Raw genomic sequence first — 26,524 nt, 5'->3', positions numbered from 1 at the left:
CAAGATTCAGGACTATGCATGGTTTCGGAAGGCGGAACGCTCTATTTCCAGTCGTTGATGCTGCTTGGCGGCGCGATCGTGGCTGCCCCGCTGTTCAAGCGATTCGGCCTTGGCACGGTGCTGGGGTACCTTGCGGCGGGCATCGTTATCGGCCCGGTGGCGAGCCTCATCATCGATGGGGAAAACTTCCTGCATTTCTCCGAGCTGGGCGTCGTCTTCCTGCTGTTCATCATCGGGCTTGAATTGAAGCCGTCGCGGCTCTGGTCGCTCCGGCATTCGATCTTCGGCCTCGGGCTCCTGCAGGTGCTGTGGTCCGGCACGGCGCTGACCTACCTTGCCTATTATCTGGCCAAAATACCGTTCAACGCCTCCGTCATCATCGGCTTCGGCCTTGCGCTGTCTTCCACCGCCTTTGCCATGCAGGTGCTGGAGGACCGCGCCGAGACCAACCGCAAGCACGGCCAGCGGGCCTTTTCCATCCTGCTTTTCCAGGATCTCGCCATCGTGCCGATCCTGGCGATGGTTCCGCTGCTTTCGCCGCAGGGAACGCCGCAGGGCGAAACAGGCTTCGAGTTCGCGGGCGCGCTCGTGGCCTTGGGCGCGCTGATCATTGCCGGGCGCTATCTGCTGAACCCGATGTTCCGGATCATCGCCAATACGGGCGCGCGGGAGGTGATGATCGCCGCTGCGCTGTTCGTGGTGCTGGGCTCTGCCATGCTGATGCAGGCGGCGGGGCTCTCCATGGCGATGGGCGCATTCATAGCGGGCGTGCTTCTGGCCGAATCCTCCTACCGGCATGAGCTGGAAGCGGATATCGAGCCCTTCCGCGGGCTGTTGCTCGGCCTTTTCTTCGTCGCGGTCGGACTGTCGCTCAATCTCAAGGTCGTCGCCGAGAACTGGCTTGAGATTCTCCTCGCCGTCCCCGTCTTCATGATTGTGAAGGCGGCGATCGTCTATGTGCTGTGCCGGCTCTTCCGCTCCAGCCACAATGACGCGGTGCGCGTCGCGTTCCTGCTGCCGCAGGGCGGCGAATTCGCCTTCGTGCTGTTCACGGCGGCCTCCGCCGCCGCGATCATCACCCAGTCGCTCGCTTCGCAGCTCGTCGCCGCGGTGACCATCTCCATGGCGCTGACGCCGCTTTCCGTGGCGCTCGGCAACCGGCTGCTTTCCAAGGACCGGGAGGAAGTGCTGGAGGAGGATTTCGACGGCGCGGGCGCGGATGTCCTCATCATCGGCTTCTCGCGCTATGGGCAGATCGCGGCGCAGATCCTGCTGGCGGGCGGCATCGACGTGACTGTTATCGACATTTCGGCCAACCGCATCCGCGCGGCGGGCAAGTTCGGCTTCCGCATTTATTTCGGGGACGGTACGCGCAAGGATGTGCTGGAGGCGGCGGGCATAAGGCGGGCGAAGATCGTCGCGGTTGCGACCCAGAAGAAGGAAGTGACCAACCGCATTGTCGATCTCATCCAGACGGATTTCCCCGATGTGAAGCTCTTCGTGCGCTCCTACGACCGTGAGCACACCTTGCAGCTTCGGGCGAAGGAAGTGGATTATGAGCTGCGCGAGACGTTCGAATCGGGCCTTCTGTTCGGGCGCAAGATATTGGAGCGGCTCGATATCGGTGAAGACCTCGCCGCTGCGATCACCGAGGACGTGCGCCGCCGCGACGAGGACCGGCTGCGGGTTCAGGCCACCGAGGGCATTCTCGCTGGGCGGCACCTCCTCTTCAACAAGCCGGTGACGCCGGAGCCGCTGACGAAGCCCGTCCGTGAAGCGAAGCCGCTCGACAAGATGACCGAGGAAACGCTGGCCCCCGCGCCGGATATGGGGCCAAGCGTGGCGAAGGGCGAACTGGAGCCGGCGGAGTAGTTAAGGGAGCATCAGCTGGCTCATTCTTTATCGTTGCGGCTACGTCATCGTAGAGGCATGGATCCCAGTGACAAGCACTGGGATGACGCAGTGGAGATGTTTTTGTTCATTGTGGGAGATGCTTCTGCCAAGCAGAGAGGGTGGAGGTTGGCTTGCTAACAGCAAAGCAACCCGTCATCCCAGTGCTTGTCACTGGGATCCATTCCTCTACCTCTCCACGACAACAATGGTCCCAAAGCGGAATTCAGGTGATTTAGTCAAAACATGAACCGCTCTCATGGGGAACGGGAGTGAGAAATATGCTTTCCTATTCCCCTGCCGCCTTGAACGTCACCGCCGCATCCATCGCCCGCTTCAGATCGTCCTTCACGCTGGCCGTCTCGGTCAATATCTGCTCGGCACGCAGGAAGTCGAGGACGCCATAATGGGAGACCTCCGGGCGCAGGAGGATGACCGGGCGCACCGTCTTCAATTTCGTGGCGATGATCGACTGCATCATCAATTGTGTCGCGCCGAACATGGCGTCGATGGAGGACGGCATCTTCGTCCCATCGCCCACCGGGCCGCCCACCACATCGACGGCGATGACGATATCGGCCTTTTCCTCCAGCAGCTCGAACGGAACCGGATTGCAGATGCCGCCGTCGATCAGAATGCGCCCGTCGCGCAGCACCGGGCGGAAGAGCGCGGGGATGGCGGCGGAGGCGGCGAGCGCCGAAATCAGGTCGCCGCTTTCGAGGATGGCGCATTGCTGGCCGTAGAAATCGGTTGCAGTGACCGCGAGCGGGATTTCCAGCTCCTCGAACGTCTCCGGCAGGCGCTCGGGCAGGAAGGCGCGGAGGATCTTCTCGATGTTGAACTGCGCAACCCGGATGCCGCCCGAGAGGATTTCAGCGAAGCTCGCAGGCCGCGTTTTCCACATGCGGGCGGCGACCTCGGCGCGGTTGGCGAGCGTGGCGCTGCAATAATCCCTGATCTCGCTGCCCGTCATGCCGGCGGCCATGCCCGCCCCAACGATCGCGCCGATGGAGGAACCGGCAATCGCCACCGGGCGAATGCCCAATTCATTCAGCGCCTCGATGACGTTGACATGGGCGAGGCCCCGCGCCCCGCCGCCGCCGAAGGCGATTGCGACGCGGGGGGTGGTTGGAAGGGGTTTTGGAGCCTGAAAGGTCATCGTCGCGTCCCTTGAAGCAGTTTTAGAAACGCTGGCGGGTTCACACCCTCCTTCCCCCTTGCGGGGAAGGTGCCCGCGTTAGCGGGCGGATGGGGGTGGTGACGTTTGCGCTTTTGCTGGAGAAATTGGCGCAAACGTCACCACCCCCACCCGACCCTTCGGGCCACCCTCCCCGCAAGGGGGAAGGAGGGCGCGAAGCCGCCAGCGTCTCCAATTAACTCTCTTACGACTGCGCCGGCCCCACCATCAGAATCGCCGGGTCGGCGCTGAGCAGGCGCTTCGCCACTGCTTTTACCTGATCGAGTGTGACAGAATTTATGAGCCCGTCGCGCTTGTCGAGATAATCGCGGCCGAGGCCCTCCTGCTGCAACGCCACCAGCGTACGGGCGATGTTGCCGGAAGAATCGAGATTGTTGATGGCGTAGGAGCCGATGACATAGCTCTTGGCGGCGGCGAGTTCCTCCGCGGTCGGGCCGTCCGTCGCCATGCGCTTCACCTGATCGCGGATGATCTTCAGCGTTTCCTGCGCCTGGTCGGGGCGGGTTGCCGTCGAGATCATCAGAGCCTGCGCGTCGTCGCGGTTGATGAGCGAGGACGAGACCGAATAGGCAAGGCCGCGTTTCTCGCGCACCTCGGTATAAAGGCGCGAGGTGAAGCCGCCGCCCAAGACCTGGTTCATCAGGTGGGCGGCGAAGAAATCCGGGTCTTTGCGCGCAACGCCGGGATAGACCAGTGCCAGCGACGTCTGCGGCAGCGGATAGTTGATGCTGGTGGTGGCTCCTAGCGCCAGCTTCGCCTCCGGAACGGGCGTCAGGTCGGCCTTCTCAGGCAGGTTGCCGAACACCTTGTCGAGCAAGGGGCCGAGCTGTTCCGGCGTGATCGCGCCGACGACGCCGATGGTGAGGTTGTCGCGGGCGAGCACCTTCTTGTGGAAGGAGAGAAGATCGTCGCGCGTGATGCTCTGCAGCGTCTGCTCCGTCCCTTGCTCGCGGCGGGCATAGGGATGATTGCCGTAGAGCGCCTCGGAGAATTTCTGCGCGGCGATGGTGCTGGGGTCGCGCTCCGACGCCTTGATGTTAGCGATGATCTGCTGGCGGATGCGGTCCACCGGCCCCTGATCGAAGCGCGGCTTGTTGATGGCGAGCGCCAGAAGATCGAAGGCGGCGTCGCGGTTGTCGGAGAGCATCCGCATGGAGCCGTCGATATCGTCAGGCGTCTCCGAGAAGCTCATTTCCGCGCCGATATTATCGAGCCGCTCTTGATAGGCGTCGGAGGGCAGATCGCCCGCGCCTTCGTCGAAGAGGCCGGTCATCAGATTGGCGAGCCCTTCCTTGCCCTGAGGGTCCTGCGTCGAGCCGCCCTTCCAGGAAAAACGAATCGAGACGAGCGGCACGAAATCGTCTTGCACAAGCCAGGCGCGCACGCCCTTGGGGCTTACGACCTCCTGAATGGTGACGGCGCCGCCCGGAAGGGTGAAGAACAGCGTGAGGAACAGGGCGCCGAGAAACGAGCCGGCGTGGCGGCGGAGCGAGGAAACCGTCATATTCACTTCTGCACTCCTTCAGGTCCATTTTCCACCGGGCCCGGCTTGAGCGGAACGACGTTTCCGCTCGCCCCCTTCGACTGGGCGCTTTCGGGCTCGACCGCCGGCGGCAGCAGATAGCTCGTCACCGAGCGGGCATTGACGAGATAGCGGACGGCGACATCCTTGATCTGCTCCTTCGTCACCGCTTTGATGTGGTCAGGCCATTTCAGCACGTCATCGACGGTGCCGCCCACGGCGAGCGTCGAGCCATAGATGCGAGCCATGCCCATCTGGCTGTCACGCGAGAAGACGACGCTCTTCAGGAAGCGGTTGCGCGCCTGGGCGAGTTCCGTATCGGTGACGCCCTCCTTGACGATACGGCCGATTTCGCCATCGACCGCCGCCTCGACCTCTTCCAGCGAGGCGCTGCCGCGCGGCGCGCCATAGACGGAGAAGATGCCGTCATCGAGCGCATCGCCGGAATAATCGGCCCCGGCGCTGGCGGCAATGCCCTGCTTGACCACCAGTTCCTGATAAAGCCGGCTGCGGATGGAGCCGCCAAGGATTTCGGCGAGGAGATCGAGCGCCTCGGCATCGCCGGGCTTCTTCGCATTCTCATAGGACGGGACGACCCACATCTTGCGGAAGCTCGGCTGCGTGACCCGCTCATCATTCAGCGTGACGGTGCGGCGGGTGCGCTGCTCCGGCTCCTGCGGGCGGATGCGAGGCCCCGGATCGGCACGGCGCGGCACCTTGCCATAGGTCTTTTCCGCGAGGGTGCGCACCGTGTCGGGATCGACATCGCCCGAAATGATCAGCGTCGCATTGTTCGGCGTATAGAAGCGCTGATAGAAATCGAGCGCATCCTTGAGATTGAGCTTCTCGATCTCCGGCTTCCAGCCGATGACGGGGATGCGATAGGGGCTGTTCTGGAAAAGCGTGGCCATCGCCTCTTCCGCCAGAATGCCGCCCGGATCGCCATCGATGCGCATCCGGCGCTCTTCCAGCACCACGTCGCGCTCGGTGTTGACGACATCGTCGGTGAGGACCAGATTTTCCATCCGGTCCGCCTCATAGCCCATAATCATCTCCAGCGCGCCGGGCGCGACCTGCTGGTAATAGGCGGTGTAATCATAGGAGGTGAAGGCGTTTTCCTGGCCGCCGATCTCCGCGACCTTCTTGGTATATTCGCCTTCGGGATGGTTTTTTGTGCCCTTGAACATCAGGTGCTCGAGGAAATGGGCAATGCCTGATTTGCCGGGTGGTTCGTCGGCGGAGCCGACATGGTACCAAATCATCTGCGTGACGACGGGCGCGCGGTGATCGGGGATGACGACCACTTCCAGTCCGTTGGCCAGCTTGAAATTGCTGACGCCCTCAGCGGTGGCGATGGCCGGCTGCTTGAGCGGCGGCTGCTGCGGGGCGCGGCCGGGCGCCTGGGTTTCGGAAGTGGCTCCCGGCGCGATGGTCTGCGCATCCGCTGGTGCAACCGGCTGAAAGCCCAGCGCAGCGACCGTCAGCGTGGAGAAGAACAATTGTCGGACGATAGAACCTGGCACAGAGAGCATCCTTCGAATGGGGCCGGCGTCAAGTCACAGCGAAATTACAGCGTCCCCGTTTCAAGAGGGTTTACGCAACGCAATCAGGCGGACAATCGTTCCGCCATAGGCTCGCTCATCCTTGATGACGAACCGGTCATCCAGCGCGAGGACGGCGTCCGCCTCCTCCTCAAGCACCAAAACTGCGTCAGGATTAAGCCAGCCGCCATGAAAAGCCGATAAAAAAGCCTTTTCTCCCAAACCTTTGCCATAAGGCGGGTCGGCGAAGACGAGATCGAAGGGCTCCATCGTGCCGATTGCACCGAGATTGCAGGCGTCGCGGCGGAAGATCTTGGTCTGTCCCTGAAGGCCGAAGGCCTCGATGTTCTGGCGCAAGAGGCCCCTCCCCTCCACCGATTCCTCGACGAAGAGACAGGCGCGGGCACCGCGCGACATGCTTTCCAGCCCGAGGGCGCCCGTTCCGGCGAAGAGGTCGAGCACGCGCCCGCCCTCCAGCTTCTCGGGATAATTATGCGCAAGGATATTGAACAGGCTCTCACGGGTGCGGTCCGTGGTGGGGCGAATCGCTGATGAAGACGGGGTGGCGAGCGGACGCCCGCGAAACTTACCGCCGACGATCCGCATTGCCACCCCTCGGTCCCCTTGGCTTACCGGCGCCGCCGGGCTTATCGCCGCGCGGACGGTCCCCGCCCGGGCGCGGGCCACGCGGCTTGCCGTCGAAATCCCGCTTCTCGCCGTCACGCGGCTTGAAGGACCGCTTGCCTTCACTGAAAGAGCGCTCCTGTCCCTCACGGGCTTCGGCGCGCTCGCGCCTGCCCGCGCGCTGCTGGCGCTCGCCTTCGGGACGCTCGCGGCGGGGCGGTCTTCCCTCCCCTTCCGCAGCGGACCAATGGCCCTTCGCGTGGTTCGAGGCTCCGCGCCGCTTCGCGTCCCTTCGCGCTTCCCCATGAGGCGAAGGGGCACGGCGCGGCTTCTCGGCCGCTTCCTCGGCAGCGGATTTCTTGCTCAGCGGCCTGGCGCCCGGCGCCATCCAGACATTGACGCCGCGCGCCTTGCGCTCCGGACGCTCTTCCTTGCGGTCGCCGCCGCGCTCACGCGGGCTGGTGCTCCAGCGCGAGAGCGAATCCTCCCGCCATTCCTGTTTGCCGCGGCGGGGCCCGCCGTCTTCCTTGCCGCGGCGCGGTCCTTTGCCCTTGCCGGTGGCGGGGGAAGCAGAAATCCACTCTGACGCGCGGCGGGCTGGGCGTTCGCGCTCCACCGCGACGCGAGTGCCTGCTACTGGCGCGTTCGAAAATTCATTGATGATCGGCGCGTCGAAATCCGCGCCCGATTCCTCGATCAGCTTTTCGCCCAGCTGGTCACGCAGCGTGCGGCCGCGGATTTCGCGCACCGCGCCCTCCTCCAGATCGCCAAGCTGGAACGGGCCGAAGGAAACGCGGATCAGGCGGCCGACCGTCAGGCCAAGCGCGCCCATAATGTTCTTGACCTCGCGGTTCTTGCCTTCGCGCAGCCCGATATTGATCCAGACATTGGAGCCCTGCTCGCGCTCAAGCTGCGCCTCGATGGAGCCATAGAACACGCCGTCGACGGCGATGCCGTTCTTCAACTCGTCGAGCTGCGCCTGCGTGACCTTGCCGTGGGCGCGGACGCGGTAGCGGCGCAGCCAGCCGGTGGAGGGCAGTTCCAGAATGCGCGCCAGCCCGCCATCATTGGTCAAAAGCAGCAGGCCCTCGGTGTTGATGTCGAGGCGGCCGACCGAGAGAACGCGCGGCAGATCCTCAGGGAGCGCTTCGAACACGGTCGGACGGCCTTCCGGGTCGCGATTGGTCGTCACCAGACCGGCGGGCTTGTGATAAAGCCAGAGACGTGTGCGCTCGATGGGGCGCAGCGGCTTGCCGTCGACCTCGATGCGGTCGGTGCGAAGCACGTTGACGGCGGGGCTTTCCAGCAGCTTGCCATTGACCGAAATGCGGCCTGCGGCGATCATCGTCTCGGCCTCGCGGCGCGAGGCAATGCCGGCGCGCGCCAGCCGCTTGGCGATGCGCTCGCCCTCATCAGGCGCTTCGGCGCCTACGCTTTTCCCGCGCGCCTCAGTCTTCTCCGGACGGCGGTCACCGGAAAAGGGCTTGCGCTTGTCGGAAAACGGCTTGTCGCCCGGCCTTTTATCCTTGTCGAACGGACGCTTGGCAAAGGGGCGTTTCGGGCGTTCGCCCGCGTCATTATCATTGGTCATCTGGTATTTGCCTTTCAGCGGCGGTAACTAACAAATCGCACAACTGCGCGCGAGTGAAATTTCCCCGAAAGAGAGCGCCCATGAGGAAAGCCGCTTCAGCCCCGCCGATGGAGATCGCCCTTGCCGAAGCGAGGGCGGCGGCTCAGCGCGGCGAGGTGCCGGTGGGCGCAGTCGTCATGCGCGACGGGGAAATCCTCGCCAGGGCGGGCAACCGCACCCGGGAACTCAACGACCCCACAGCCCATGCGGAGGTTCTCGTCATCCGCGAAGCGTGCGCCAAGCTCGATGACGAACGGCTCATCGGCTGCGATCTCTATGTGACGCTGGAGCCCTGCGCCATGTGCGCCGCAGCCATTTCCTTCGCGCGTATCAGGCGGCTCTACTACGGCGCCAGCGACGAAAAAGGCGGCGGCGTCGAACACGGCGCCCGATTTTATGCCCAGCCGACCTGTCACCACGCGCCGGAGGTCTATACGGGATTCAGCGAGCGGGAGGCGAAGGCGCTGCTGAAGGATTTTTTCCGGGGGAAAAGAGATGGGAATAAGGGAATAAGGGAATAAGGGAGTATGTTTTCCCTACTCACCTATTCCCTTACTCCCTTACCACGGAATATACGAACGCCAGCTCTTCGACCCGCTGGCCGCGGCCTTGCGCTCGCGTTCTTTCCTGGCCTCGTCCTCGCCCAGATCGCCCGCGGGGGCGGTTGGCGCGGGCTGGCGGTAATCGAGCGGCGGCTCGCTCAGATATTTTCGCGTCGTCGGAGAGCCGGTCTTGGCGAGCTGACGCTGCCGGATGATTTCCTTCGACTGCTCGGGGGTCATCGTGGTCGTGCCGCGCGACGCCCGGTCGGCGGCGCGGCTGTTGGCGGAAGCAAGGTCCTTGCGCCCCCAGGAGCTGGGAGCCGGGCCTTCGCCAGCGATGGGCGAAACATAGTTCGGATTGTCCTGGTTGGCCGTCGCCTCGTCGCGCAGCCGCTTGCGGCGCGCTTCAGGCGATTCCGGCCAGTTGCCGCTGCCCGCCTGCGCCACGCTTTCCTGCGGCGGCGGCAGGGTGGTTGCGTGTCCGGCGGGCTTCACCAGCTCGGGACGCGGCTTATATTCGATCCGCTCCTTGTTGCGGGCGCCGAAAGAGGCGATATTGGACATATCGTCGATCAGCTGCTCGTTGGCGGTCTTGTCCGTGCCATAGGTGGGAGAGGAAACGCAGCCCGAAAGCGCGAAACCCGCGACCATCGCGCCGAAAACAAGAAATTGTCCCTTAGACTTCATTATCGCCACATCCCTCACTACCGGGCTTCCGCAGCCCTGCCGCATAATTCCGGCAACTCCAAGGCAAGTCCTTGTACATGAGTGTTAATAAGGCGGCAATCGGGGATATGTGGGTTATCCGCGATTGGTATCGTGATTAGATTGATTGGAAGTCTCAGCGGGGCGGCAAGGCTCGCACCCTCCCTCCCCCCTTGCGGGGAGGGTGGCCCGAAGGGTCGGGTGGGGGTGGTGACGTTTGCGCCACGGTCTTCGAAGTAAGCGCAAACGTCGCCACCCCCATCCGTCTGCTCCGCAGACACCTTCCCGCAAGGGGGAAGGAGGGCGCCACGCCTAAATCCGCCCCAGCGCCCGCAACTCCCTGAGCGCCGCGGCATCGCGGGCAGACACATCCGGGAACTCCGGGTCGCTGCCGACATCATGGGTATAGCGCCAGGAGCGGGCGCATTTTTCGCCGGTCGCGCGGGCCGGAATCACGGCAACGCCTTTTACATCGTCCAGCGTAAACGCCCCTTCCGGAGCCACCTCGTCGGTCACAACCGCAATATCGCTGGTGATGCAGATTTCGGCGAAGTCCAGACCTTCGACAGCCTCGCTGAGCACGGGGTCGCTGATATAGACGCGAGGGGCAGCCTCTAGCGACGAGCCGATGCGCTTATCCGCCCGCTCCAGTTCCAGCGCGCCTGTCACGACGCGGCGGACGTCGCGGACCTTGCGCCATTTTTCGGCCAGCGCCTCATTGCGCCATTCGGCGGGCACGTCGCGGAACTGTTCCAGATGCACCGACACGGCGTCCGGGTAGCGGTCGAGCCAGGCTTCTTCCATGGTGAAGGGCAGCATCGGGGCGAGCCAAGTCACCATGCGGTCGAAAATCTGGCGTACCGTCTGCAGCGCGGCCTTGCGGCGGATGCTCGACGGCGCGTCGCAATAAAGCGCGTCCTTGCGGATGTCAAAATAGAAGGCTGAGAGTTCGACGACAGCGAAATCCATGAGCGCGCGGGTGATGCGCTTGAAGTCGAAGGCGTCGTAGCCGGCGCGCACCACCTCATCCAGTTCCGACAGCCGATGCAGCATCAGCTTTTCCAGTTCCGGCAGGTCGGCATAGGCGACTTCCTCACCCTCGTCATGGGCGAGCGTGCCGAGCATCCAGCGGATGGTGTTGCGCAGCTTGCGATAGGCATCGATATTGGTTTGCAGGATGCTCTTGCCGAGACGCTGATCTTCCCAATAGTCCGTCGTCATCACCCAAAGGCGGAGGATATCGGCACCTGAATCCTTGATGACATCCTGCGGCGTCACGACATTGCCTAGGGATTTCGACATCTTCTTGCCGTTCTCATCCATGGTGAAGCCATGGGTGACGACCGTATCGTAAGGCGCGCGGCCGCGCGTGCCGGCGCTCTCCAGCAGCGAGGAGTGAAACCAGCCGCGATGCTGGTCCGAGCCTTCGAGATAGACATCCGCCGGCCATTTCATGTCCGGGCGATCTTCCAGCGTAAAGGTGTGGGTGCTCCCTGAATCGAACCAGACGTCGAGGATGTCCTTGACCATGATCCATGGCTCGTTGGCGCGGGAACCGAGGAAACGCTCGCGGGCGCCTTCGGCGAACCAGGCGTCCGCTCCCTCAAGCTCGAAGGCGTCGAGGATGCGCTGGTTGACCGCCTCATCCTTCAGCACATTGCCGTCCTCATCGACAAAAACGGCGATGGGCACGCCCCAGGCGCGCTGGCGGGAGAGCACCCAGTCGGGCCTGTCCTCGATCATGGCGCGCAGGCGCGTCTGCCCGGCTGAAGGCACGAAGCGGGTGTCATCGATGGCTTTCAGAGCGCGAGAGCGCAGCGTGGTGCCGTCTCCCAGCTCCTTGTCCATGTGGACGAACCATTGCGGCGTGTTGCGGAAGATGACCGGCTTCTTGGAACGCCAGGAATGCGGATAGGAATGCTTCAGCCGTCCCCGCGCGAAGAGCATGTTCTTCTCGATCAGCGCATCGATGACCGCCTTGTTGGCATCGCCCTTCTTGCCGTTGTCATCCATGACGCGCGCCGCACCGCCTTCACGGTCCGGCCCAAAGCCCGGCGCGTCCTTGGTGTAATAGCCTGCGTCGTCCACGGGGAACGGGATGGCGGTGTCCAGCCCACGCGCTTCCAGTTCACGCGCGTGCTCCATCCAGACATCGAAGTCCTCGCGGCCATGGCTGGGCGCGGTGTGGACGAAACCGGTACCCGCATCGTCGGTGACGTGATCGCCGGGGATGAGCGGCACGGGGAATTCATAACCGCCGCCGAGGCCTTTGAGGGGGTGGGCGGCAACGATGGCCGTCATCTCTTCGGCTGAAACCCCGCGCAGGCGCTTATATTCAAGCTTCGCCTTAGCGAAGGACTGTTCCGCCAGCGCATCGGCAAAGATCAGCTTCTCGCCCGGTTGCGGACCAAAATCGTTCTCCGCCGCGGTGACTTCATAGACGCTGTAAGCGACGCGGGGCGAATAGGCGATGGCGCGGTTGCCGGGGATGGTCCAGGGCGTGGTCGTCCAGATGACGACAAAGGCGTCCTTGAGCGTATCCGGACCGGACGCCACCGGAAACTTCACCCAGATCATGTCGCTTTCGACATCGGCATATTCGACTTCCGCCTCAGCCAGCGCGGTGCGCTCCACGACGGACCACATCACCGGCTTGGAGCCGCGATAAAGCTGGCCGGACATGGCGAATTTTAAGAGCTCGCCCGCGATGCGGCTTTCGGCATGGAAATTCATGGTGAGATAGGGATTGTCGAAATCGCCTGTCACGCCGAGGCGCTTGAACTCCGCGCCCTGCACCTTGATCCAGCCGGCGGCGAACTCGCGGCACTCCTTACGGAATTCGTTGATCGGCACGTCGTTCTTGTCGAGGCCCTTGGCGCGGTATTGCTCCTCGATCTTCCACTCGATCGGCAGGCCGTGGCAGTCCCAGCCCGGAACATAATTCGCATTATACCCGCGCATCTGGAAGGAGCGGGTGATGACATCCTTCAGGATCTTGTTGAGGGCATGGCCGATATGGATATTGCCATTGGCATAGGGCGGGCCGTCATGCAGCACATAGAGCGGACGGCCCTTCGCATCCTCACGCAGCTTCCTATAGAGGTTCATTTCCTCCCAGCGGGCGACGAAAAGCGGCTCGCGCTCCGGCAGCCCCGCGCGCATCGGAAACTTCGTCTCAGGCAGGTAAAGGGTCTTCGAATAATCGAGCTTTTCGGTCGTATCGGTCATGATCTGGCTTATTTGCAAAGCCGGGCGCGAAGGTGCAGCCGGGCATGTTCGAATATAGGGTGAATTGCCGTGGGCAAAGCCTGATATTCCCGGACCTTCCCCCTTAACGCTGCTGCCTCAGACAGCCGGGAAGGCCGGGCCACTAATTCGTATTATGAAAAGCCGCGTCATCATGCCCACGCTTTTAGCAATGACAGGCAGAGGAATAAAGGGGCAGACCGCAGAAACTTTATTGACTCTATGCGTAATTTACGCACATATAAAACATGCAAACCGTGGCGGAATTGAACGCATTTCGAAAATATGCCGGAATCGCCGGGATGTCCGACGAGGACATCGATGCACTTGTCGCCTATCTCGCACGCAATCCGATGGCCGGCGAGGAAATACAGGGTGCTGGCGGTTGCCGGAAAGTTCGATTTGCAATCAGCGGAAACAATAAGGGAAAAAGCGGCGGTGTCCGCACAATCACCTTTTATTCCGACAAGCCATGCCGGTTTTTCTGATTACGGTTTTCGGGAAGAGCCAGAAAGTCAATTTGACGAAGGCAGAGCGTAATTCGCTCAAAAAGCTCACCGATGCCATCGTTCACGAATATTCGGCACGGGTTCAGCCGTTCACAACTGGAGAAAGCGCATGAGCAAGCACGTTTTCGATCACATCGCCGAAGGTTTGAATGAGGCGTTGGCCGTCGCGCGTGGCGGCAAGCCCTTCAGGCTGCATATTCCGGCTGAAATCGATGTGAAATCCATTCGTGCCAAAACCGGCCTCAGCCAGCGCGATTTCGCATCAACCTTCGGCTTCGGGCTCGATCAGTTGAAGCAGTGGGAACAGGGCAGGTCCCGCCCTGTCCAGGCGCATAGAGCCTATCTTCTGCTCATCAACGCGCGCCCCCTTGAAATGCTGGAGGCGCTGCAGGAGATCAACCAGGAAAGCCCTAGTCCAGCGAAAAGTCGAAGCGGTAAGTTGCCGACATACCCACGGTGAACTGGTCGCGCTTGCCGCGTTCCTTAACGAGGCTGGAATCGGCTGCCGGGCCCTGCAGGCGGGCATATTCGGCGAAGAGGCTGGTGGTGACCTTCTCGGTCGCCTTCCAGGTGATCGCGCCGCCGACGCCTGCGGACTTGAAGCCGCCGCCGGGGCTGTACTGGCTGAGGCCCGAAGCCGCCGCCGCGTCGGCATCGACTCCGTAATAGGCGTCGAAATATTCCTTGGTGGCGAAGGAGGCGCGCGGGCCGCCGGAGACGCGGATGGTCGGCGTCACATCGACGAAGGCATCGGCTGAGAGATCGGCGACCACGCCCTTGTGTGCGCGGATACCCTGCCGTACTTCGGCGCGCATGCGCAGCCAGTCGGTCGGATAGACTTCGGCAAAGCCGCCGATTTCACCGCCGAACTTCACCGGGTCGAGGCCTTTCAGCTCGTCCGCCGTATCCCCGTCGCGCTTGAAGAGGAGCTTGCCATTGATGCCTGCGCGGAAGCGGTCGGTATCGATGAAGGCGAAGGACGGATTGTCGTTACGCGAGGAAAAGCGCGTTTCCTTGCCGGCCCGGCCGAGCGAGATCATCGGCGTGCCGCTGAATATCATGCTCGAGGAGCCTTCGAAGCGCGGGGCGGCAAAACCGGCCGCGCCGACCGTCAGATACCAGTCGCCCGACCAGAAATGTTTCCGCGTTTTCTGCACCTCCATATCCGAGGCCGGGGCGGGATAGTCCGAAGTCGAAGCGAGGTCCGCAGCGGCAGCGAAATTAGCGAAAAGAACCGCGCCCGAAAGGACGCCCAAGGAAGAAATACGCACAATTGAACTCCAGAATCGCCTGCCCAACACGCCGGCAAGGTAAACAATGCATGCAACGAAACCAGTAAAAATTGCTTAAATTCGGAAAGAAAAATGTTGGCTGCGCTTGCGAGCAAGTCAGAGCCAGCCCGTCAATGTTCTGTCGAGGGAATAATGTCGAGGCATGGATTCCTGTGACAAGCACAGGAACGACGCAGGTGGGAATGGCTGTTCCCAACGAGAACCGGTGTGTAAGATTCAACGTTGAAAATCAACAGCGACAATCGCACAATCCGTCATTCCTGTGCTTGTCACAGGAATCCACGCCTCGACATTTCCTTTGTCACAACGCTTCAAGACGGTTTTGGGAGTCCGTGTGACTCATAGCTCGCCATTCTTACGCGCTTCGTCTTTGAATTCTGCAAGAATTTCAGCGCGTGTCTGGTCTAACAATTCGCCCTGTTCGGCCCTGGCGAGCTTTGCGCGCAGCATATCGATTTCGCGGGCACGGCGGATGAGATCGTTCACCACCTCGCTCTTGCTGGCATATTCTTCGCTTTCCACCTGCGCTTTCAGCCAATCGTCATTGGGCTTCGTCAGGGAAATGCTCTGTCTCACCATAGTTCACCCTCCTGCCGGGTGGTGCGATTATACACCACACCCGCACCTTGGCAATTAGAGAGCACTAGAAATTCAGAGCCCGGTCCAGTGCAGACAGCGGCTGCACGCCGGCCAGCACGGCGCGGGCCTCCTCCTCGTCGCGGCGGATCTGCGCGATGAGCGCGTCGAGGCCGTCGAATTTCTCCTCGCCGCGCAGGTAGGCGAAGAAGGAGACGGCGCAGGTTTCGCCGTAGAGATCGCCATAGAAATCGAAAACGAAGGTTTCGAGTAGCGGCGCGCCGTCCGTATCGACGGTGGGGCGGCGGCCGAAGCTGGCGACGCCGTCATGAAGCGAGCCATCGGCGCGGCGGAAGCGCACGGCATAGATACCATGCTTGAGACTGGTTTCGGAGGGCAGCGTCATATTGGCGGTGGGGAAGCCGAGCGTGCGGCCCAGTTGCTTGCCCTTTATGACCTCGCTTTCCACGATATAGCGATAACCGAGAAGCGCGGCGGCCTCGACCACATCGCCCTCCCCCAGCAGCGCGCGGATGCGGCTCGAGGAGACGATTTCGCCGCCCTCGTCGCGGAAGGCATCGACCAGTGTCACGTGGAAGCCCAGCCGCTCGCCCGCTTCCATGAGGAAGGCCGGGCCGCCTCGTCTGCCCTTGCCGAAATGGAAATCGAAGCCGGTGACGACGCGGCTTGCCGCGAGCTTGCCGGCGATGATGTTTTCCACGAAGGCTTCGGCCGATTGCTCCGAGAATTCCTTAGTGAAAGCCAGTTCCACCACGGCATCGAAGCCAAGCGCCTCCAGCAGCTCGGCCTTTTCCGCGGCCGGGGTCAGGCGATCGACCGGCTGGTCGGGCCGGAAGACGCTGCGCGGATGCGGCTCGAAGGTCAGCACCAGAGCGGGCCTCCCCTCCGTTTTCGCCGATTCCAGCGCACGCTCCAGCACGGCCTGATGGCCGCGATGCACGCCGTCGAAATTGCCGATGGCGACGACGGCGCCTTTCAGGCGCGCGGGCAGATCGGCGGGATCCACGAGGCGGAGGAAGGCGTGTTCAGCCATGGCGCGGCGCTCAGGCAAGATGATGCATGGTGGCGACGGGATTGCTGCCGTGCTTCTGGAGGAAAGCCAGCAGCCTTTGCAGGTCAACGATTCCAGCATCGGCATAATCGCCGGCATGGATGCCGCCGGAGATATAAAGCACGTCGATGCCGAACTGCTCCGCGCCCTTCACATCGGTCAGCATGCCGTCGCCGATGGCGAGTACGCGGCTCTTGTCCACCGCATCTGCGCGCACCTCGCCAGCCGCCGCCAGCGCCGCTTCGTAGATCGGCCGGTGCGGCTTGCCGGCGATGAGCGTGCGGCCGCCCAGTTGCCCGTAATCGCGCGCCAAGGCGCCGGCGCACCAGATCAGGCGGTTGCCACGCTCCACAACGATATCGGGATTTGCGCAGATGAAGGGCAGATCGCGCGAGCGGAAGCGCTCCAGCATGTCGCGGTAATCTTCGGGCGTTTCCGTCTCGTCATCGACGAGGCCGGTGCAACTGACGCCATCGGCCTCGAACTCCTCGACCAGTTCCACATCGAGTCCGTCATAAAGGGTGAAATCCCGGTCGGGCCCCAGATGGAAGAGGCGGCGCGGGCCGTTGGCGATCAGCTCGCGCGTCACGTCGCCCGAGGTGACGATGCGGTCATAGGCATCGTCAGGCACGCCGAGCCGCTGCAACTGCTCGACCACCAGCGGCGCGGGGCGCGGCGCATTGGTGACGAGCACGACCGTCAGCCCCGCCGCGCGCGCCCTTTGCAGCGCCGCGCATGCAGACGCGAAGGCTTCGACGCCATTATGCACGACGCCCCAGACATCGCTGAGCAGGACATCATAGCGGGGCAGCAGTTCATCGAGGCGTTCGATCTTGGGCGGGTTCAGCATGCGTGGTCCTCATTCATCCGGCGCGACCGGATTAGCTCAAGCCGTCCGGCCTGTCATCAGCTTTCGGCTTCGTTCAAATTTTAACTGATCTCGTGACCAAGAATTAGAAGGCCGCCTGCTATAGCCAAGGGGCATTCTTCCATCATCAGAGAACGGAAGAAGGCTGGGGGAGCCAATGAAAGCGGGACGCAAGCAGATCTCATCCATCCTATCGGATTTCCGGCGCGACGAAGGCGGCAATTTCGCGATCATGGGCGCGATCGTCGTGGCGCCGCTCTTGCTCTTCGGCATGGCGGCCATCGACGCCTCCAACCTGATGCGGACACGCACCAATGTGCAAAACGCGCTCGACGCCGCCGCGCTCGCCGTGGGGCGGCAGTTCGGCGGGGGCGCGCCGGAGGGGGTCATGCAGGAATATGGCCAGAAATATTTCTCGGCCAATCTGCGAGCAATCGACCCGGCGAAGGTTGAGTTCAAGATCGTTCCGCCTGGGGAAACGCGCGGGGGACGGCAGCTTTCGGCAACGGCGGATTTCCCCTATGAATCGCTTTTCGGCACGCTTGCCCGCTCGCTCACAGGCGATGACTGGACGTTCCAAAACCACATGGTTTCCGACGTCCGCGTGAGGAACACGGTCGAGGTGGCGCTCGTCCTCGACAATTCCGGATCGATGGACGAGCGGGGAACCGGCTCGAACAAGAAGCGCATGGAGCTTCTGAGAACCGCGGCGACACAGCTGGTCGAGAACATGGCCGGACAGGCCGAGGCGATGGTCCGCGTCGAAAAGGCCGTGCAGTTCTCGGTGGTTCCCTTTGCCGCATCGGTCAATGTCGGGTCGGATTACCGGAACGCGGTCTGGATGGACAGCAAGGGGCTTTCGTCCGTCCATTTCGAAAATTTCGATATCAGCAAGACGATCAGTATCAGGGCGGGCCAGGATCTTGTTCCTCGGAACGGCCAGCTTTTCATGGAGGGAAATGGGTGGCCGGCGGCCAAGCGGAACCAGCCTTTCAGCCGGTTCCATCTGTTTGACCAGGTGGGCGAAGGCTGGCTCGGCTGCGTCGAGGCACGGCCCGGAAGCCTCAACCTCGACGATACGAAACCCGATGTCGCCAATCCCGACACGCTTTTCGTGCCGATGTTCGCGCCCGATGAGTATGACGGAGGAAGGGCGCGCAACAATTGGTGGCCCGACGAACAGGTGAACCGGGGGGAGCGCGATCCCGGGGCCGTCGCCAGACAGCGAAGCCTCAAAAAATATTTCACGGCATCGAGTGTTCGTGGAGAAGGGCCCAACTACAGCTGCACCACCAGCCCCATTACGCCCCTGACGGACGTCTCGACGGACACAGGACTGAGGACCATCAGGAATGCCATCAGTGGCATGGTGCCCAATGGCGCGACGAATGTGCCGGAAGGGATGGCCTGGGGCTGGCGGACGATCTCGCATGGCGAGCCCTTCACCCAAGGACGTCCGGACGACCAGGAAGACAACGACAAAGTGGTCATCGTGCTGACCGATGGCGCCAACACCTATTATACCCGCTCCTATTTCGGCGCCGACGACCAGGCCGGCAGTATCTCCGACTATTCGGCCTTCGGCTATGCGGGGCAAAGGGCCCGCGGCCATGACCGAACCCGCATTTTTGAGAACACCAGCCAGGTCGATACCGGCGTTCATACGCTCGACAATTATACGGCGGCGATGAACGAGCAGTTCGCAAAGCTATGCAACAATGTGAGGAACGCCGACGTCATCGTCATGACGGTGGCGCTCGACCTCGACGCCTCCAAGGGCACCGCCGCCGACAGGCGGAAGGTACAGGCGCAGATCGACGCGCTGACCGCCTGCGCCTCGGAATCGCGCAGCCGCCGCGATCCTAATGACCCCAGCAAGCCGGCAAGGCTTTTCTGGAACACCACCGGCGGAGACCTGGCAGAAACCTTCCGCCAGATCGGCGACGAGCTTTCGAACCTGCGGATCGTGAAGTAGGGGGCTTTACGCGGCGTCCGCAGGCGTCACTTCCGCCGCGATCCGCTCGCCCACTTCGCGCTCGGCGACGGAGAGTTCATACGCCGTCTGCAGGTTGAGCCAGAACTGGGGGCTGTTGCCGAAATATCGCCCCAAGCGCAAAGCCGTATCGGGCGATATGCCGCGCTTTGCGTTGAGGATATCGACAATCCGGCTCGACGGCAGCCGCAACGCGAGCGCCAGCTTGTTGACGGACATGTCCCGCGCTTCGAGCCCCCGCTTTAAAATCCGTCCGGGATGAACTGCGAGCATTGTCATACCACAGCTTCCTTGATCGCTCCGGCTATCCATTCGTTCAGGCTCTTTCCCTCTGCGGCGGCTGCAAGAACGGCCGCCTCATGGTCACGGGGATCCAGCCGGACATTGAATTTTCCGGAAAACTTGCGGCGTGGCTCTATTCCCTTTTCCCGGCACGCCTCAAGGAAGACGCGCAGGGACTTGCGCCCTTCCTCGATCAATTCCGGGATGCTTTCGGCGTAGAAGTCAGCGCCGCCATTCAGGCCGATAAACTCGCCGCGAAGCATCTGAATTTCCGGATCAAAGGCGACCACTGCGTTTTCCCCATCGATTTCGATAACGTTCTTCATGGCCTTACTCCATGTTCATCCAACCATTTGCGAATGCTGGCAACTGCCCCCTTATTGGTGTCCGGCGACGGGTGCGGGCGATGGAAAACGCGCATCTCGCCAAAGAGAAAGACTCACGCGGGAGCCCTCCCGCTCGCTGACCTCAGCGCCTAATGCTATAAACAGGGCTTCGATGTCAGCCCACCGGATCGAGCCACTGACGGGGCGGGAAAAAATTCGTTCCAGCGTGGCTCGGTGGCATTTGTGCATGTCAGGATTGGTACTATATTTTAGTACCGATGTCAATCAAGCCAGGGCTGAGCGCCTTTCGTCAACCCCCCGTTAACGCCATCGCCAAAAACAATTCACGTGATGGTGCCGCCTTCGCCTTGTTTCGCCCCGAAAAGCGTCCATATTGGCCGCTACCTCCGCAGGCGAAAAAGGGCGCCCGGCCTTCAAATTTTCGCTTCGCTCTTCCCTTGACAAGCCGATGCGGGATTTCTATCTCCAAGGCGTTGTTAGCACTCTCGCAAGGAGAGTGCTAACAACGCTCAAAACCACTCATCCATTTTCAACCATCCAAGGGTTCAAACCATGGCCAACACCAAGTTCCGCCCGCTTCACGACCGCGTCGTCGTCCGCCGGGTCGAATCCGAAGAGAAGACCGCTGGCGGCATCATCATTCCCGATACCGCCAAGGAAAAGCCGCAGGAAGGCGAGATCGTCGCGGTGGGCGCCGGCGCTCGTGACGAAACCGGCAAGCTTGTCCCGCTCGACGTCAAGGAAGGCGACCGCGTTCTCTTCGGCAAGTGGTCGGGCACCGAGGTCAAGATCGGCGGCGAAGACCTCTTGATCATGAAGGAATCCGACATTCTCGGCATCATCGGCTGATCGCCGGTTTTTCATTCTTGTAACAAATTCTGGATCAAACCGGGTTTAAATCCCAGGAGAGAACTGAAATGGCTGCTAAAGACGTAAAATTCGGACGCAATGCGCGCGAAAAGATGCTGCGCGGCGTCGACATCCTCGCCGATGCCGTCAAGGTAACGCTCGGCCCCAAGGGCCGCAATGTCGTGATCGACAAGTCCTTCGGCGCTCCGCGCATCACCAAGGACGGCGTGTCGGTCGCCAAGGAAATCGAGCTGGAAGACAAGTTCGAGAACATGGGCGCGCAGATGCTGCGCGAGGTCGCTTCCAAGACCAACGACATTGCCGGTGACGGCACGACGACCGCGACTGTCCTCGGCCAGGCGATCGTGCAGGAAGGCGCCAAGGCGGTTGCCGCCGGCATGAACCCGATGGATCTGAAGCGCGGCATCGACCTCGCCGTCAACGAAGTCGTCGCCGATCTCACCAAGAAGGCCAAGAAGATCAAGACCTCGGAAGAAGTCGCGCAGGTCGGCACGATTTCGGCCAATGGCGATGCTTCGGTCGGCCAGATGATCGCGGAAGCGATGCAGAAGGTCGGCAATGAAGGCGTCATCACCGTCGAGGAAGCCAAGACCGCCGAGACCGAGCTGGAAGTCGTTGAAGGCATGCAGTTCGACCGCGGCTATCTCTCGCCCTACTTCGTCACCAATCCGGAAAAGATGGTGGCCGAGCTCGAGGATCCGTACATCCTCATTCATGAGAAGAAGCTCTCCAACCTCCAGGCCATGCTGCCGGTTCTGGAAGCCGTCGTGCAGAGCTCCAAGCCGCTCCTCATCATCGCTGAAGACGTCGAAGGCGAGGCTCTGGCCACGCTCGTCGTCAACAAGCTGCGTGGCGGCCTGAAGATCGCCGCCGTCAAGGCTCCGGGCTTCGGCGACCGCCGCAAGGCCATGCTTGAGGACATCGCAATTCTCACCGGCGGCCAGGTGATCTCGGAAGATCTCGGCATCAAGCTTGAGAACGTGACGCTCGCCATGCTTGGCCGTGCCAAGAAGGTGTCGATCTCCAAGGAGAACACCACCATCGTTGACGGCGCCGGCTCCAAAGCCGAGATCGACGCCCGCGTCGGCCAGATCAAGCAGCAGATCGAGGAGACCACCTCGGACTACGACCGCGAGAAGCTGCAGGAGCGTCTGGCCAAGCTCGCCGGCGGCGTTGCCGTGATCCGCGTCGGCGGTGCGACGGAAGTCGAAGTGAAGGAAAAGAAAGACCGCGTCGACGACGCCCTCAACGCGACCCGCGCAGCCGTTGAGGAAGGCATCGTCCCGGGCGGCGGCACCGCGCTGCTGCGTTCCTCGAACGCCATCACCGTCAAGGGCGCGAATCCCGACCAGGAAGCCGGCATCAACATCGTCCGCCGCGCTCTGCAGGCTCCGGCCCGCCAGATCGCCACGAACGCTGGTGACGAAGCTTCGATCGTCGTTGGCAAGATCCTGGAAAACAACAACGACAACTACGGCTACAACACCGCGACGAGCGAATATGGCGACCTGATCGCCCAAGGCGTCGTGGACCCCGTCAAGGTTGTCCGCACGGCTCTCCAGAACGCCGCTTCGGTCGCCGGCCTGATGATCACCACCGAGGCGATGATCTCCGAGCTGCCGAAGAAGGACGCAGCCCCGGCAATGCCCGGCGGCGGCATGGGCGGAATGGGCGGCATGGACTTCTAAAAAGTCCGGCTCACGAAACGAAGAAGGCGGGTCGCGAGGCCCGCCTTTTTTGCTGTGGGGATTGGCTGGAATATCCTCAAAGCTGTATTATATTTTGTATTACGCAAGGCTATCTGGAGACGCTGATATGGCACAATTGATGACGCTTAGGGTCGATGAAGAGCTCAAGGAGCAATTCCTTGAGGCCGCGAAGGCCATGAACCAAAGTCAGAGCGATGCCATGCGAGAGGCTTTGGCCCGGTATATCAAGCGTGCCCGCTTCGAGGCCATGCGCGAAGCGGCGAAGAGGATGAGCAGCGATCCCGCGGTTCAGGCCGATGACCAGGACGCCATGAATGAAATGGCTGCCCATTGGGCCTTGAGCGATGATGATTGAACGAGGCGACATTTATGTGATGGCCGCCAAGGGGCCGTACACCGGAAAGCCGCGCCCGGTCATCGTGATGCAGAACAGCAGCATTGCTCTTGATAGCGTCATCGTCGTTCCGATCACGACAACCGATGGACATGGCTTCCCGATCCGGATCGAAATTCCACCGGATGACAAGAACGGCTTGAAATCGATTTCGTTCGCCATGTGCGAAAAGATTAATACGATTCCGAGAACGGCACTCCACATAAGAATTGGAAGACTGCCGATGGACACGCTCTCACAGATACAGAGGGTTATCCTCGATCTGATTGATGAGGGTGAGGACTAAAGCAAGTCACCGGCATTCATTGCCGCGCCACGACGACAACGCCTCAGCGCTTCCCCTTAAAAACAATCTTCCGACATATTGACTTATTGCCTCACCGCCCTACCTCCCCAGCCACTTATCCCTTTGGTAACAAAGCCTTAACCATCCGTCACTAATTGTGCGCTTAACGGTCCGGTTTGTTAGGAAGCGCTGATTGACTGGCTTCAGCAAACATGGTCAACCGCATGGCAAGGCTTGCTAATTCGAGATGGACTTCCAATTGCCCCCGCTTTAGGGAAGTCCTGTCTCGGGCAACAGGAAAGGCGGATCCCCATCCGCCTTTCCACCCCCCTCCCCTTTAGCCTTGGCATCTACTCCGCCGCTTCGCTCATGGCGGCCAGCGGCTCTGCGCCCTGCGCGGCGTCGAAGCGGGCGCGCGCGGCCTGAACGCGGTCGTGATTGGCAACGGCCCAATTGCCCAGTGCGCCGACGGGGACGAGCAGGTCGCGGCCCAGATCGGTCAATTGATATTCCACCCGCGGCGGGATGGTCGGAAACACGGTGCGAGTGACAAAACCGTCCCGCTCCAGCCCGCGCAGCGTTGCCGTCAGCATCTTTTGCGAGATGCCGGAGATGGTGCGCTTCAGCTCGTTGAAGCGCATAGGACCGTTGCCGAGATAGTTCACGACCATCACCGTCCATTTGTCGCCGATGCGCGATAAAAGCTCATGCACCGTCGCGCATTGGGACGTCACCTCGAAGTGATACGGTTTCAAAAAAGTGCCTCCTTGCGCCCTTGGAATCCGGCCCATTATATAGCGCTGGTTTCCTTTTGTTACCACCTCAGTTTTAGCCATCACCTCCTTGTGCTTATGAAGAAAGGCCCAGCAAACATGACGAAACCGAAGATCGCCGTCATCATCGGCTCGACGCGCGGATCGCGCTTCGCTCCCATCCCGGCAAAATGGATTGCCGATGTCGCCTCGGCGCGCGGCGACATGGACGTCGAGGTGGTGGACCTCCTCGATTATCCCATGGCTTTCCTGGGCGAAGAGCAGGCGACGGACGCGCAGAACGAGACGGCCGAGCGCTGGAAGAAGAAAATGCGCGAATTCGACGGCTATATCTTCACCGTTGCCGAATATAACCACGCGCCGACCGCCGTGCTGAAAAACGCCATCGACATGGGCGAATGGATTCAGAAGCCGTTCGGCTTCGTCGGTTATGGCGGTGTGGGCGGTGCGCGCGCGGTGGAGCATCTGCGCCTCATCGCCGTCGAGATGCAGGCCGCGTCGGTGCGCACGGGCGTGCATATTCTTTATCCGGAATATCTGGCCGTGGTGAGGGGCGAAAAGCAGCTTGGCGATTATGCGCATCTCTCCGATGCCGCTACCAGCATGCTGGACCAGCTCGCCTGGTGGGCGAAGGCGCTGAAGACCGCGCGCGAGGCATAAGATACTGAGAATACGAGCCGGGCGCCCTCGCCCGGCTTTGTTCCTTCTCATTCTCGCGCTATGGTTCTGCCGCCCCGAACAGGAGACCTTCATGCGCAGGAAGCTTCCCATTGCAACGGCGCCGGCGAACGGCACCAAAGTCACCGTCATCTGGACCGACGAGGACGGACGCGAGAACGAATCCGTGGCCCGCTATCACACGCTCGAGCAACTCAAAGCCGGCGGCGGCGACTGGGACGAGGCGGATACCGGCTGGTGGACATTCATCGACAGCCGGACGCAGAAGAAGATCGATCCCACGGCTTGGGTGTCCGATAACGCCGCCGACGAGAACGAGGAAGAGTGAGATGACAGGAACACGCACCGAAACCGATACGTTCGGCCCGATCGAGGTCCCTTCGGACCGTTATTGGGGAGCGCAGACGGAGCGCTCGCTCCATAATTTCAAGATCGGCGGCGAGCGGATGCCGAAGCCGCTGATCCATGCGCTGGGGATCGTCAAGCGGGCGGCGGCGGAGACCAATATCGCGCTCGGCAAGCTAGACCCTGTCATCGGGCGCGTCATCACCGTGGCGGCGGCGGAAGTGGCCGAGGGTAAGCTCGACGATCATTTTCCGCTGGTGGTCTGGCAGACCGGCTCCGGCACCCAGTCCAATATGAATGCCAATGAGGTGATCTCCAACCGCGCCATCGAGATGCTGGGCGGCGAGATGGGCTCCAAGAAGCCGGTCCATCCCAATGACCATGTCAATATGAGCCAGTCGTCCAACGACAGCTTCCCCACCGCCATTCACATCGCCACCGCCAGCGAGACGGTGAACCGGCTGTTCCCGGCGCTCGATCATCTCATCGGCGCGCTCCGGCAAAAGGAGGAAGCCTTCGCCGGTATCATCAAGATCGGCCGCACGCATACGCAGGATGCGACGCCGGTGACGCTGGGCCAGGAGTTTTCCGGCTATCGCGCGGCGCTGGAGTATGGCCGCCACCGCATCGAGCAGGCGCTCGGCGATATCTATCTGTTGGCGCAGGGCGGTACTGCTGTCGGTACCGGGCTCAACGCGCCCAAGGACTTCGATACGGGCTTTGCCGATGCCGTATCCGAGATCACCGGCCTGCCCTTCAAGACCGCGCCCAACAAGTTCGAGGCGCTGGCAAGCCATGGCGCGATCGTCAATTTTCACGGCAGCCTCAATGCGCTCGCCGCCGACCTGTTCAAAATCGCCAATGACATTCGTTTCCTCGGCTCCGGCCCGCGCTCCGGCCTCGGCGAACTGAAGCTGCCGGAAAACGAGCCGGGCTCCTCGATCATGCCGGGCAAGGTCAACCCGACACAGGCGGAAGCGCTGACGATGGTGGCGACGCAGGTATTCGGCAACCAGACCACGGTGACGGTGGCGGGTGCCCAAGGTCATTTCGAGCTCAATGTCTTCAAGCCGGTCATCGCCTTCAACGTGCTGCAATCGATCCGGCTGCTGTCGGATGCGATGGTGTCGTTTGCGGATAATTGCGTTGCCGGTATCGAGGCGGACGAGGTGCGGATCAAGGAGTTGCTGGAGCGCTCGCTGATGCTGGTGACAGCGCTTGCCCCCGCCATCGGCTATGACAACGCCGCCAAAATCGCCAAGACCGCGCATAAGAACGGCACGACCTTACGCGAGGAAGCGCTGGCGAGCGGGCTGGTGTCGGCGGAGGATTACGACAAGCTGGTGCGGCCGGAGCGGATGATCGCGCCGGAGTAGGCGAAGCGCCCTCCTTCCCCCTTGCGGGGAAGGTGCCCGCGGAGCGGGCGGATGGGGGTGGTGACGTTTGCGCTTTTGCTGATGAACGTCGCGCAAACGTCGCCACCCCCACCCGACCCTATCGGGCCACCCTCCCCGCAAGGGGGAGGGACGGTGCCAAGCGCACCTCGTCTCCCATCTGTGAACAATCTGTCGTTAACCTTGCAGCTTTCTTTGACAAAGCCATGTGGTTATCTGCCCGAGACATTTAACCTCT

The 26,524-nt window shown here is 61.9% G+C and carries 26 protein-coding genes; 12 read left to right on the top strand and 14 right to left on the bottom strand.

Going from position 1 to position 26,524, the window contains the following annotated elements; translation table 11 throughout:
* Nucleotides 1-18 precede the first annotated feature (18 nt).
* Entirely contained in the window at nucleotides 19-1,872 is a 1,854-nt protein-coding gene (locus ACOWVG_RS00955; RefSeq protein ID WP_420959547.1) for a monovalent cation:proton antiporter-2 (CPA2) family protein, read from the top strand.
* 307 nt (nucleotides 1,873-2,179) lie between these two features.
* Here the strand turns inward: ACOWVG_RS00955 and ACOWVG_RS00950 are convergent, their stop codons facing one another.
* The 5 genes from ACOWVG_RS00950 to ACOWVG_RS00930 form a co-directional block, all read right to left on the bottom strand.
* Nucleotides 2,180-3,049, bottom strand: a complete 870-nt coding sequence (locus tag ACOWVG_RS00950; protein ID WP_420959546.1) for a patatin-like phospholipase family protein — start codon at nucleotides 3,047-3,049, stop codon at nucleotides 2,180-2,182.
* A gap of 223 nt (nucleotides 3,050-3,272) precedes the next feature.
* Nucleotides 3,273-4,592 carry a M16 family metallopeptidase gene (locus ACOWVG_RS00945; protein WP_420960141.1) on the bottom strand — a complete coding sequence of 440 codons (1,320 nt, stop codon included), beginning with the start codon at nucleotides 4,590-4,592 and terminating at the stop codon, nucleotides 3,273-3,275.
* A gap of 2 nt (nucleotides 4,593-4,594) precedes the next feature.
* Complete coding sequence (locus ACOWVG_RS00940; RefSeq protein ID WP_420959545.1) at nucleotides 4,595-6,142, bottom strand: M16 family metallopeptidase; 1,548 nt, start codon at nucleotides 6,140-6,142, stop codon at nucleotides 4,595-4,597.
* A gap of 51 nt (nucleotides 6,143-6,193) precedes the next feature.
* On the bottom strand, nucleotides 6,194-6,757 hold the full coding sequence (rsmD, locus tag ACOWVG_RS00935; RefSeq protein WP_420960139.1) for a 16S rRNA (guanine(966)-N(2))-methyltransferase RsmD: 564 nt from the start codon (nucleotides 6,755-6,757) through the stop codon (nucleotides 6,194-6,196).
* On the bottom strand, nucleotides 6,738-8,366 hold the full coding sequence (locus tag ACOWVG_RS00930; protein WP_420959544.1) for a pseudouridine synthase: 1,629 nt from the start codon (nucleotides 8,364-8,366) through the stop codon (nucleotides 6,738-6,740). Before ACOWVG_RS00930 ends, rsmD begins: the two co-directional genes overlap by 20 nt.
* Before the next feature lie 80 nt (nucleotides 8,367-8,446).
* Between ACOWVG_RS00930 and ACOWVG_RS00925 the strand changes: the two genes are divergently transcribed.
* Entirely contained in the window at nucleotides 8,447-8,926 is a 480-nt protein-coding gene (locus tag ACOWVG_RS00925; RefSeq protein ID WP_420959542.1) for a nucleoside deaminase, read from the top strand.
* A 39-nt stretch (nucleotides 8,927-8,965) separates the two neighbouring features.
* Here the strand turns inward: ACOWVG_RS00925 and ACOWVG_RS00920 are convergent, their stop codons facing one another.
* Nucleotides 8,966-9,634, bottom strand: coding sequence for a hypothetical protein (locus tag ACOWVG_RS00920; RefSeq protein WP_420959541.1), 669 nt, complete (start codon nucleotides 9,632-9,634; stop codon nucleotides 8,966-8,968).
* Nucleotides 9,635-9,964: 330 nt separating this feature from the next.
* On the bottom strand, nucleotides 9,965-12,880 hold the full coding sequence (gene ileS / locus ACOWVG_RS00915; RefSeq protein ID WP_420959540.1) for an isoleucine--tRNA ligase: 2,916 nt from the start codon (nucleotides 12,878-12,880) through the stop codon (nucleotides 9,965-9,967).
* 320 nt (nucleotides 12,881-13,200) lie between these two features.
* On the opposite strand from ileS, the gene ACOWVG_RS00910 reads away from it, so the two are divergent.
* Nucleotides 13,201-13,386 (top strand): hypothetical protein, encoded by a 186-nt coding sequence (locus ACOWVG_RS00910; RefSeq protein ID WP_420959538.1) that lies wholly within the window; start codon nucleotides 13,201-13,203, stop codon nucleotides 13,384-13,386.
* A gap of 130 nt (nucleotides 13,387-13,516) precedes the next feature.
* Nucleotides 13,517-13,867 carry a helix-turn-helix domain-containing protein gene (locus tag ACOWVG_RS00905; protein ID WP_420959537.1) on the top strand — a complete coding sequence of 117 codons (351 nt, stop codon included), beginning with the start codon at nucleotides 13,517-13,519 and terminating at the stop codon, nucleotides 13,865-13,867.
* On the opposite strand, the gene ACOWVG_RS00900 is transcribed toward ACOWVG_RS00905, so the two are convergent.
* From ACOWVG_RS00900 to ACOWVG_RS00885, 4 genes are all read right to left on the bottom strand, one after another.
* Nucleotides 13,818-14,681 (bottom strand): MipA/OmpV family protein, encoded by an 864-nt coding sequence (locus ACOWVG_RS00900; protein WP_420960138.1) that lies wholly within the window; start codon nucleotides 14,679-14,681, stop codon nucleotides 13,818-13,820. The two genes, ACOWVG_RS00905 and ACOWVG_RS00900, sit on opposite strands and share 50 nt — an antisense overlap.
* A gap of 357 nt (nucleotides 14,682-15,038) precedes the next feature.
* Nucleotides 15,039-15,278, bottom strand: a complete 240-nt coding sequence (locus ACOWVG_RS00895) for a ribbon-helix-helix domain-containing protein (protein WP_420959534.1) — start codon at nucleotides 15,276-15,278, stop codon at nucleotides 15,039-15,041.
* Nucleotides 15,279-15,342: 64 nt separating this feature from the next.
* The gene (locus tag ACOWVG_RS00890) at nucleotides 15,343-16,329 is read right to left on the bottom strand and encodes a bifunctional riboflavin kinase/FAD synthetase (RefSeq protein ID WP_420959533.1); all 987 of its coding nucleotides are present in this window, start codon (nucleotides 16,327-16,329) and stop codon (nucleotides 15,343-15,345) included.
* A 10-nt stretch (nucleotides 16,330-16,339) separates the two neighbouring features.
* Entirely contained in the window at nucleotides 16,340-17,197 is an 858-nt protein-coding gene (locus ACOWVG_RS00885; protein WP_420959530.1) for a TIGR01459 family HAD-type hydrolase, read from the bottom strand.
* Between the two features lie 175 nt (nucleotides 17,198-17,372).
* Between ACOWVG_RS00885 and ACOWVG_RS00880 the strand changes: the two genes are divergently transcribed.
* Nucleotides 17,373-19,190 carry a TadE/TadG family type IV pilus assembly protein gene (locus tag ACOWVG_RS00880; RefSeq protein WP_420959528.1) on the top strand — a complete coding sequence of 606 codons (1,818 nt, stop codon included), beginning with the start codon at nucleotides 17,373-17,375 and terminating at the stop codon, nucleotides 19,188-19,190.
* A 6-nt stretch (nucleotides 19,191-19,196) separates the two neighbouring features.
* Here the strand turns inward: ACOWVG_RS00880 and ACOWVG_RS00875 are convergent, their stop codons facing one another.
* On the bottom strand, nucleotides 19,197-19,487 hold the full coding sequence (locus tag ACOWVG_RS00875) for a HigA family addiction module antitoxin (protein WP_420959527.1): 291 nt from the start codon (nucleotides 19,485-19,487) through the stop codon (nucleotides 19,197-19,199).
* The gene (locus tag ACOWVG_RS00870) at nucleotides 19,484-19,816 is read right to left on the bottom strand and encodes a type II toxin-antitoxin system HicB family antitoxin (protein WP_420959525.1); all 333 of its coding nucleotides are present in this window, start codon (nucleotides 19,814-19,816) and stop codon (nucleotides 19,484-19,486) included. Before ACOWVG_RS00870 ends, ACOWVG_RS00875 begins: the two co-directional genes overlap by 4 nt.
* A 573-nt stretch (nucleotides 19,817-20,389) precedes the next feature.
* Here ACOWVG_RS00870 and groES point away from each other — a divergent pair.
* The 4 genes from groES to ACOWVG_RS00850 all read left to right on the top strand — a co-directional run bounded on the left by groES (nucleotide 20,390) and on the right by ACOWVG_RS00850 (nucleotide 23,096).
* On the top strand, nucleotides 20,390-20,686 hold the full coding sequence (gene groES / locus ACOWVG_RS00865) for a co-chaperone GroES (protein ID WP_420959523.1): 297 nt from the start codon (nucleotides 20,390-20,392) through the stop codon (nucleotides 20,684-20,686).
* 68 nt (nucleotides 20,687-20,754) lie between these two features.
* A complete protein-coding gene (gene groL, locus ACOWVG_RS00860) occupies nucleotides 20,755-22,395 on the top strand; it encodes a chaperonin GroEL (RefSeq protein ID WP_420959521.1) in 1,641 nt (546 codons plus the stop codon).
* Nucleotides 22,396-22,522: 127 nt separating this feature from the next.
* Nucleotides 22,523-22,771 (top strand): ribbon-helix-helix domain-containing protein, encoded by a 249-nt coding sequence (locus tag ACOWVG_RS00855; RefSeq protein ID WP_420959519.1) that lies wholly within the window; start codon nucleotides 22,523-22,525, stop codon nucleotides 22,769-22,771.
* Entirely contained in the window at nucleotides 22,761-23,096 is a 336-nt protein-coding gene (locus tag ACOWVG_RS00850; RefSeq protein ID WP_420959517.1) for a type II toxin-antitoxin system PemK/MazF family toxin, read from the top strand. Before ACOWVG_RS00855 ends, ACOWVG_RS00850 begins: the two co-directional genes overlap by 11 nt.
* Before the next feature lie 350 nt (nucleotides 23,097-23,446).
* On the opposite strand, the gene ACOWVG_RS00845 is transcribed toward ACOWVG_RS00850, so the two are convergent.
* Entirely contained in the window at nucleotides 23,447-23,851 is a 405-nt protein-coding gene (locus ACOWVG_RS00845) for a winged helix-turn-helix transcriptional regulator (RefSeq protein WP_420959516.1), read from the bottom strand.
* A 117-nt stretch (nucleotides 23,852-23,968) separates the two neighbouring features.
* Here ACOWVG_RS00845 and ACOWVG_RS00840 point away from each other — a divergent pair, with 117 nt between their 5' ends.
* The 3 genes from ACOWVG_RS00840 to fumC all read left to right on the top strand — a co-directional run bounded on the left by ACOWVG_RS00840 (nucleotide 23,969) and on the right by fumC (nucleotide 26,268).
* The gene (locus tag ACOWVG_RS00840) at nucleotides 23,969-24,529 is read left to right on the top strand and encodes an NADPH-dependent FMN reductase (protein ID WP_420959514.1); all 561 of its coding nucleotides are present in this window, start codon (nucleotides 23,969-23,971) and stop codon (nucleotides 24,527-24,529) included.
* 91 nt (nucleotides 24,530-24,620) lie between these two features.
* Nucleotides 24,621-24,875 (top strand): hypothetical protein, encoded by a 255-nt coding sequence (locus ACOWVG_RS00835; protein ID WP_420959512.1) that lies wholly within the window; start codon nucleotides 24,621-24,623, stop codon nucleotides 24,873-24,875.
* 1 nt (nucleotide 24,876) lies between these two features.
* Nucleotides 24,877-26,268 (top strand): class II fumarate hydratase, encoded by a 1,392-nt coding sequence (gene fumC, locus ACOWVG_RS00830; protein ID WP_420959510.1) that lies wholly within the window; start codon nucleotides 24,877-24,879, stop codon nucleotides 26,266-26,268.
* Nucleotides 26,269-26,524: the final 256 nt, after the last annotated feature.

The organism is Brucella sp. IR073 (assembly GCF_049065735.1).
Lineage (GTDB): Bacteria > Pseudomonadota > Alphaproteobacteria > Rhizobiales > Rhizobiaceae > Paramesorhizobium.
Note: the sequence above shows the minus strand (reverse complement) of the source record. Positions and strands in the feature narration are given on the sequence as shown.

Coding starts and splice junctions, on each gene's coding strand:
- ACOWVG_RS00875 (WP_420959527.1), bottom strand. CDS start 19,487: ATGACAATGCTCGCAGTTCATCCCGGACGGATTTTAAAGCGGGGGCTC.
- ACOWVG_RS00950 (WP_420959546.1), bottom strand. CDS start 3,049: ATGACCTTTCAGGCTCCAAAACCCCTTCCAACCACCCCCCGCGTCGCA.
- ACOWVG_RS00840 (WP_420959514.1), top strand. CDS start 23,969: ATGACGAAACCGAAGATCGCCGTCATCATCGGCTCGACGCGCGGATCG.
- ACOWVG_RS00920 (WP_420959541.1), bottom strand. CDS start 9,634: ATGAAGTCTAAGGGACAATTTCTTGTTTTCGGCGCGATGGTCGCGGGT.
- ACOWVG_RS00940 (WP_420959545.1), bottom strand. CDS start 6,142: ATGCTCTCTGTGCCAGGTTCTATCGTCCGACAATTGTTCTTCTCCACG.
- ACOWVG_RS00855 (WP_420959519.1), top strand. CDS start 22,523: ATGGCACAATTGATGACGCTTAGGGTCGATGAAGAGCTCAAGGAGCAA.
- ACOWVG_RS00945 (WP_420960141.1), bottom strand. CDS start 4,592: ATGACGGTTTCCTCGCTCCGCCGCCACGCCGGCTCGTTTCTCGGCGCC.
- ACOWVG_RS00930 (WP_420959544.1), bottom strand. CDS start 8,366: ATGACCAATGATAATGACGCGGGCGAACGCCCGAAACGCCCCTTTGCC.
- ACOWVG_RS00870 (WP_420959525.1), bottom strand. CDS start 19,816: ATGAAGAACGTTATCGAAATCGATGGGGAAAACGCAGTGGTCGCCTTT.
- ACOWVG_RS00850 (WP_420959517.1), top strand. CDS start 22,761: ATGATGATTGAACGAGGCGACATTTATGTGATGGCCGCCAAGGGGCCG.
- ACOWVG_RS00895 (WP_420959534.1), bottom strand. CDS start 15,278: ATGGTGAGACAGAGCATTTCCCTGACGAAGCCCAATGACGATTGGCTG.
- ACOWVG_RS00905 (WP_420959537.1), top strand. CDS start 13,517: ATGAGCAAGCACGTTTTCGATCACATCGCCGAAGGTTTGAATGAGGCG.
- ACOWVG_RS00925 (WP_420959542.1), top strand. CDS start 8,447: ATGAGGAAAGCCGCTTCAGCCCCGCCGATGGAGATCGCCCTTGCCGAA.
- fumC (WP_420959510.1), top strand. CDS start 24,877: ATGACAGGAACACGCACCGAAACCGATACGTTCGGCCCGATCGAGGTC.
- ACOWVG_RS00835 (WP_420959512.1), top strand. CDS start 24,621: ATGCGCAGGAAGCTTCCCATTGCAACGGCGCCGGCGAACGGCACCAAA.
- rsmD (WP_420960139.1), bottom strand. CDS start 6,757: ATGCGGATCGTCGGCGGTAAGTTTCGCGGGCGTCCGCTCGCCACCCCG.
- ACOWVG_RS00955 (WP_420959547.1), top strand. CDS start 19: ATGGTTTCGGAAGGCGGAACGCTCTATTTCCAGTCGTTGATGCTGCTT.
- ACOWVG_RS00890 (WP_420959533.1), bottom strand. CDS start 16,329: ATGGCTGAACACGCCTTCCTCCGCCTCGTGGATCCCGCCGATCTGCCC.
- ACOWVG_RS00885 (WP_420959530.1), bottom strand. CDS start 17,197: ATGCTGAACCCGCCCAAGATCGAACGCCTCGATGAACTGCTGCCCCGC.
- ACOWVG_RS00880 (WP_420959528.1), top strand. CDS start 17,373: ATGAAAGCGGGACGCAAGCAGATCTCATCCATCCTATCGGATTTCCGG.
- groES (WP_420959523.1), top strand. CDS start 20,390: ATGGCCAACACCAAGTTCCGCCCGCTTCACGACCGCGTCGTCGTCCGC.
- ileS (WP_420959540.1), bottom strand. CDS start 12,880: ATGACCGATACGACCGAAAAGCTCGATTATTCGAAGACCCTTTACCTG.
- ACOWVG_RS00910 (WP_420959538.1), top strand. CDS start 13,201: ATGTCCGACGAGGACATCGATGCACTTGTCGCCTATCTCGCACGCAAT.
- groL (WP_420959521.1), top strand. CDS start 20,755: ATGGCTGCTAAAGACGTAAAATTCGGACGCAATGCGCGCGAAAAGATG.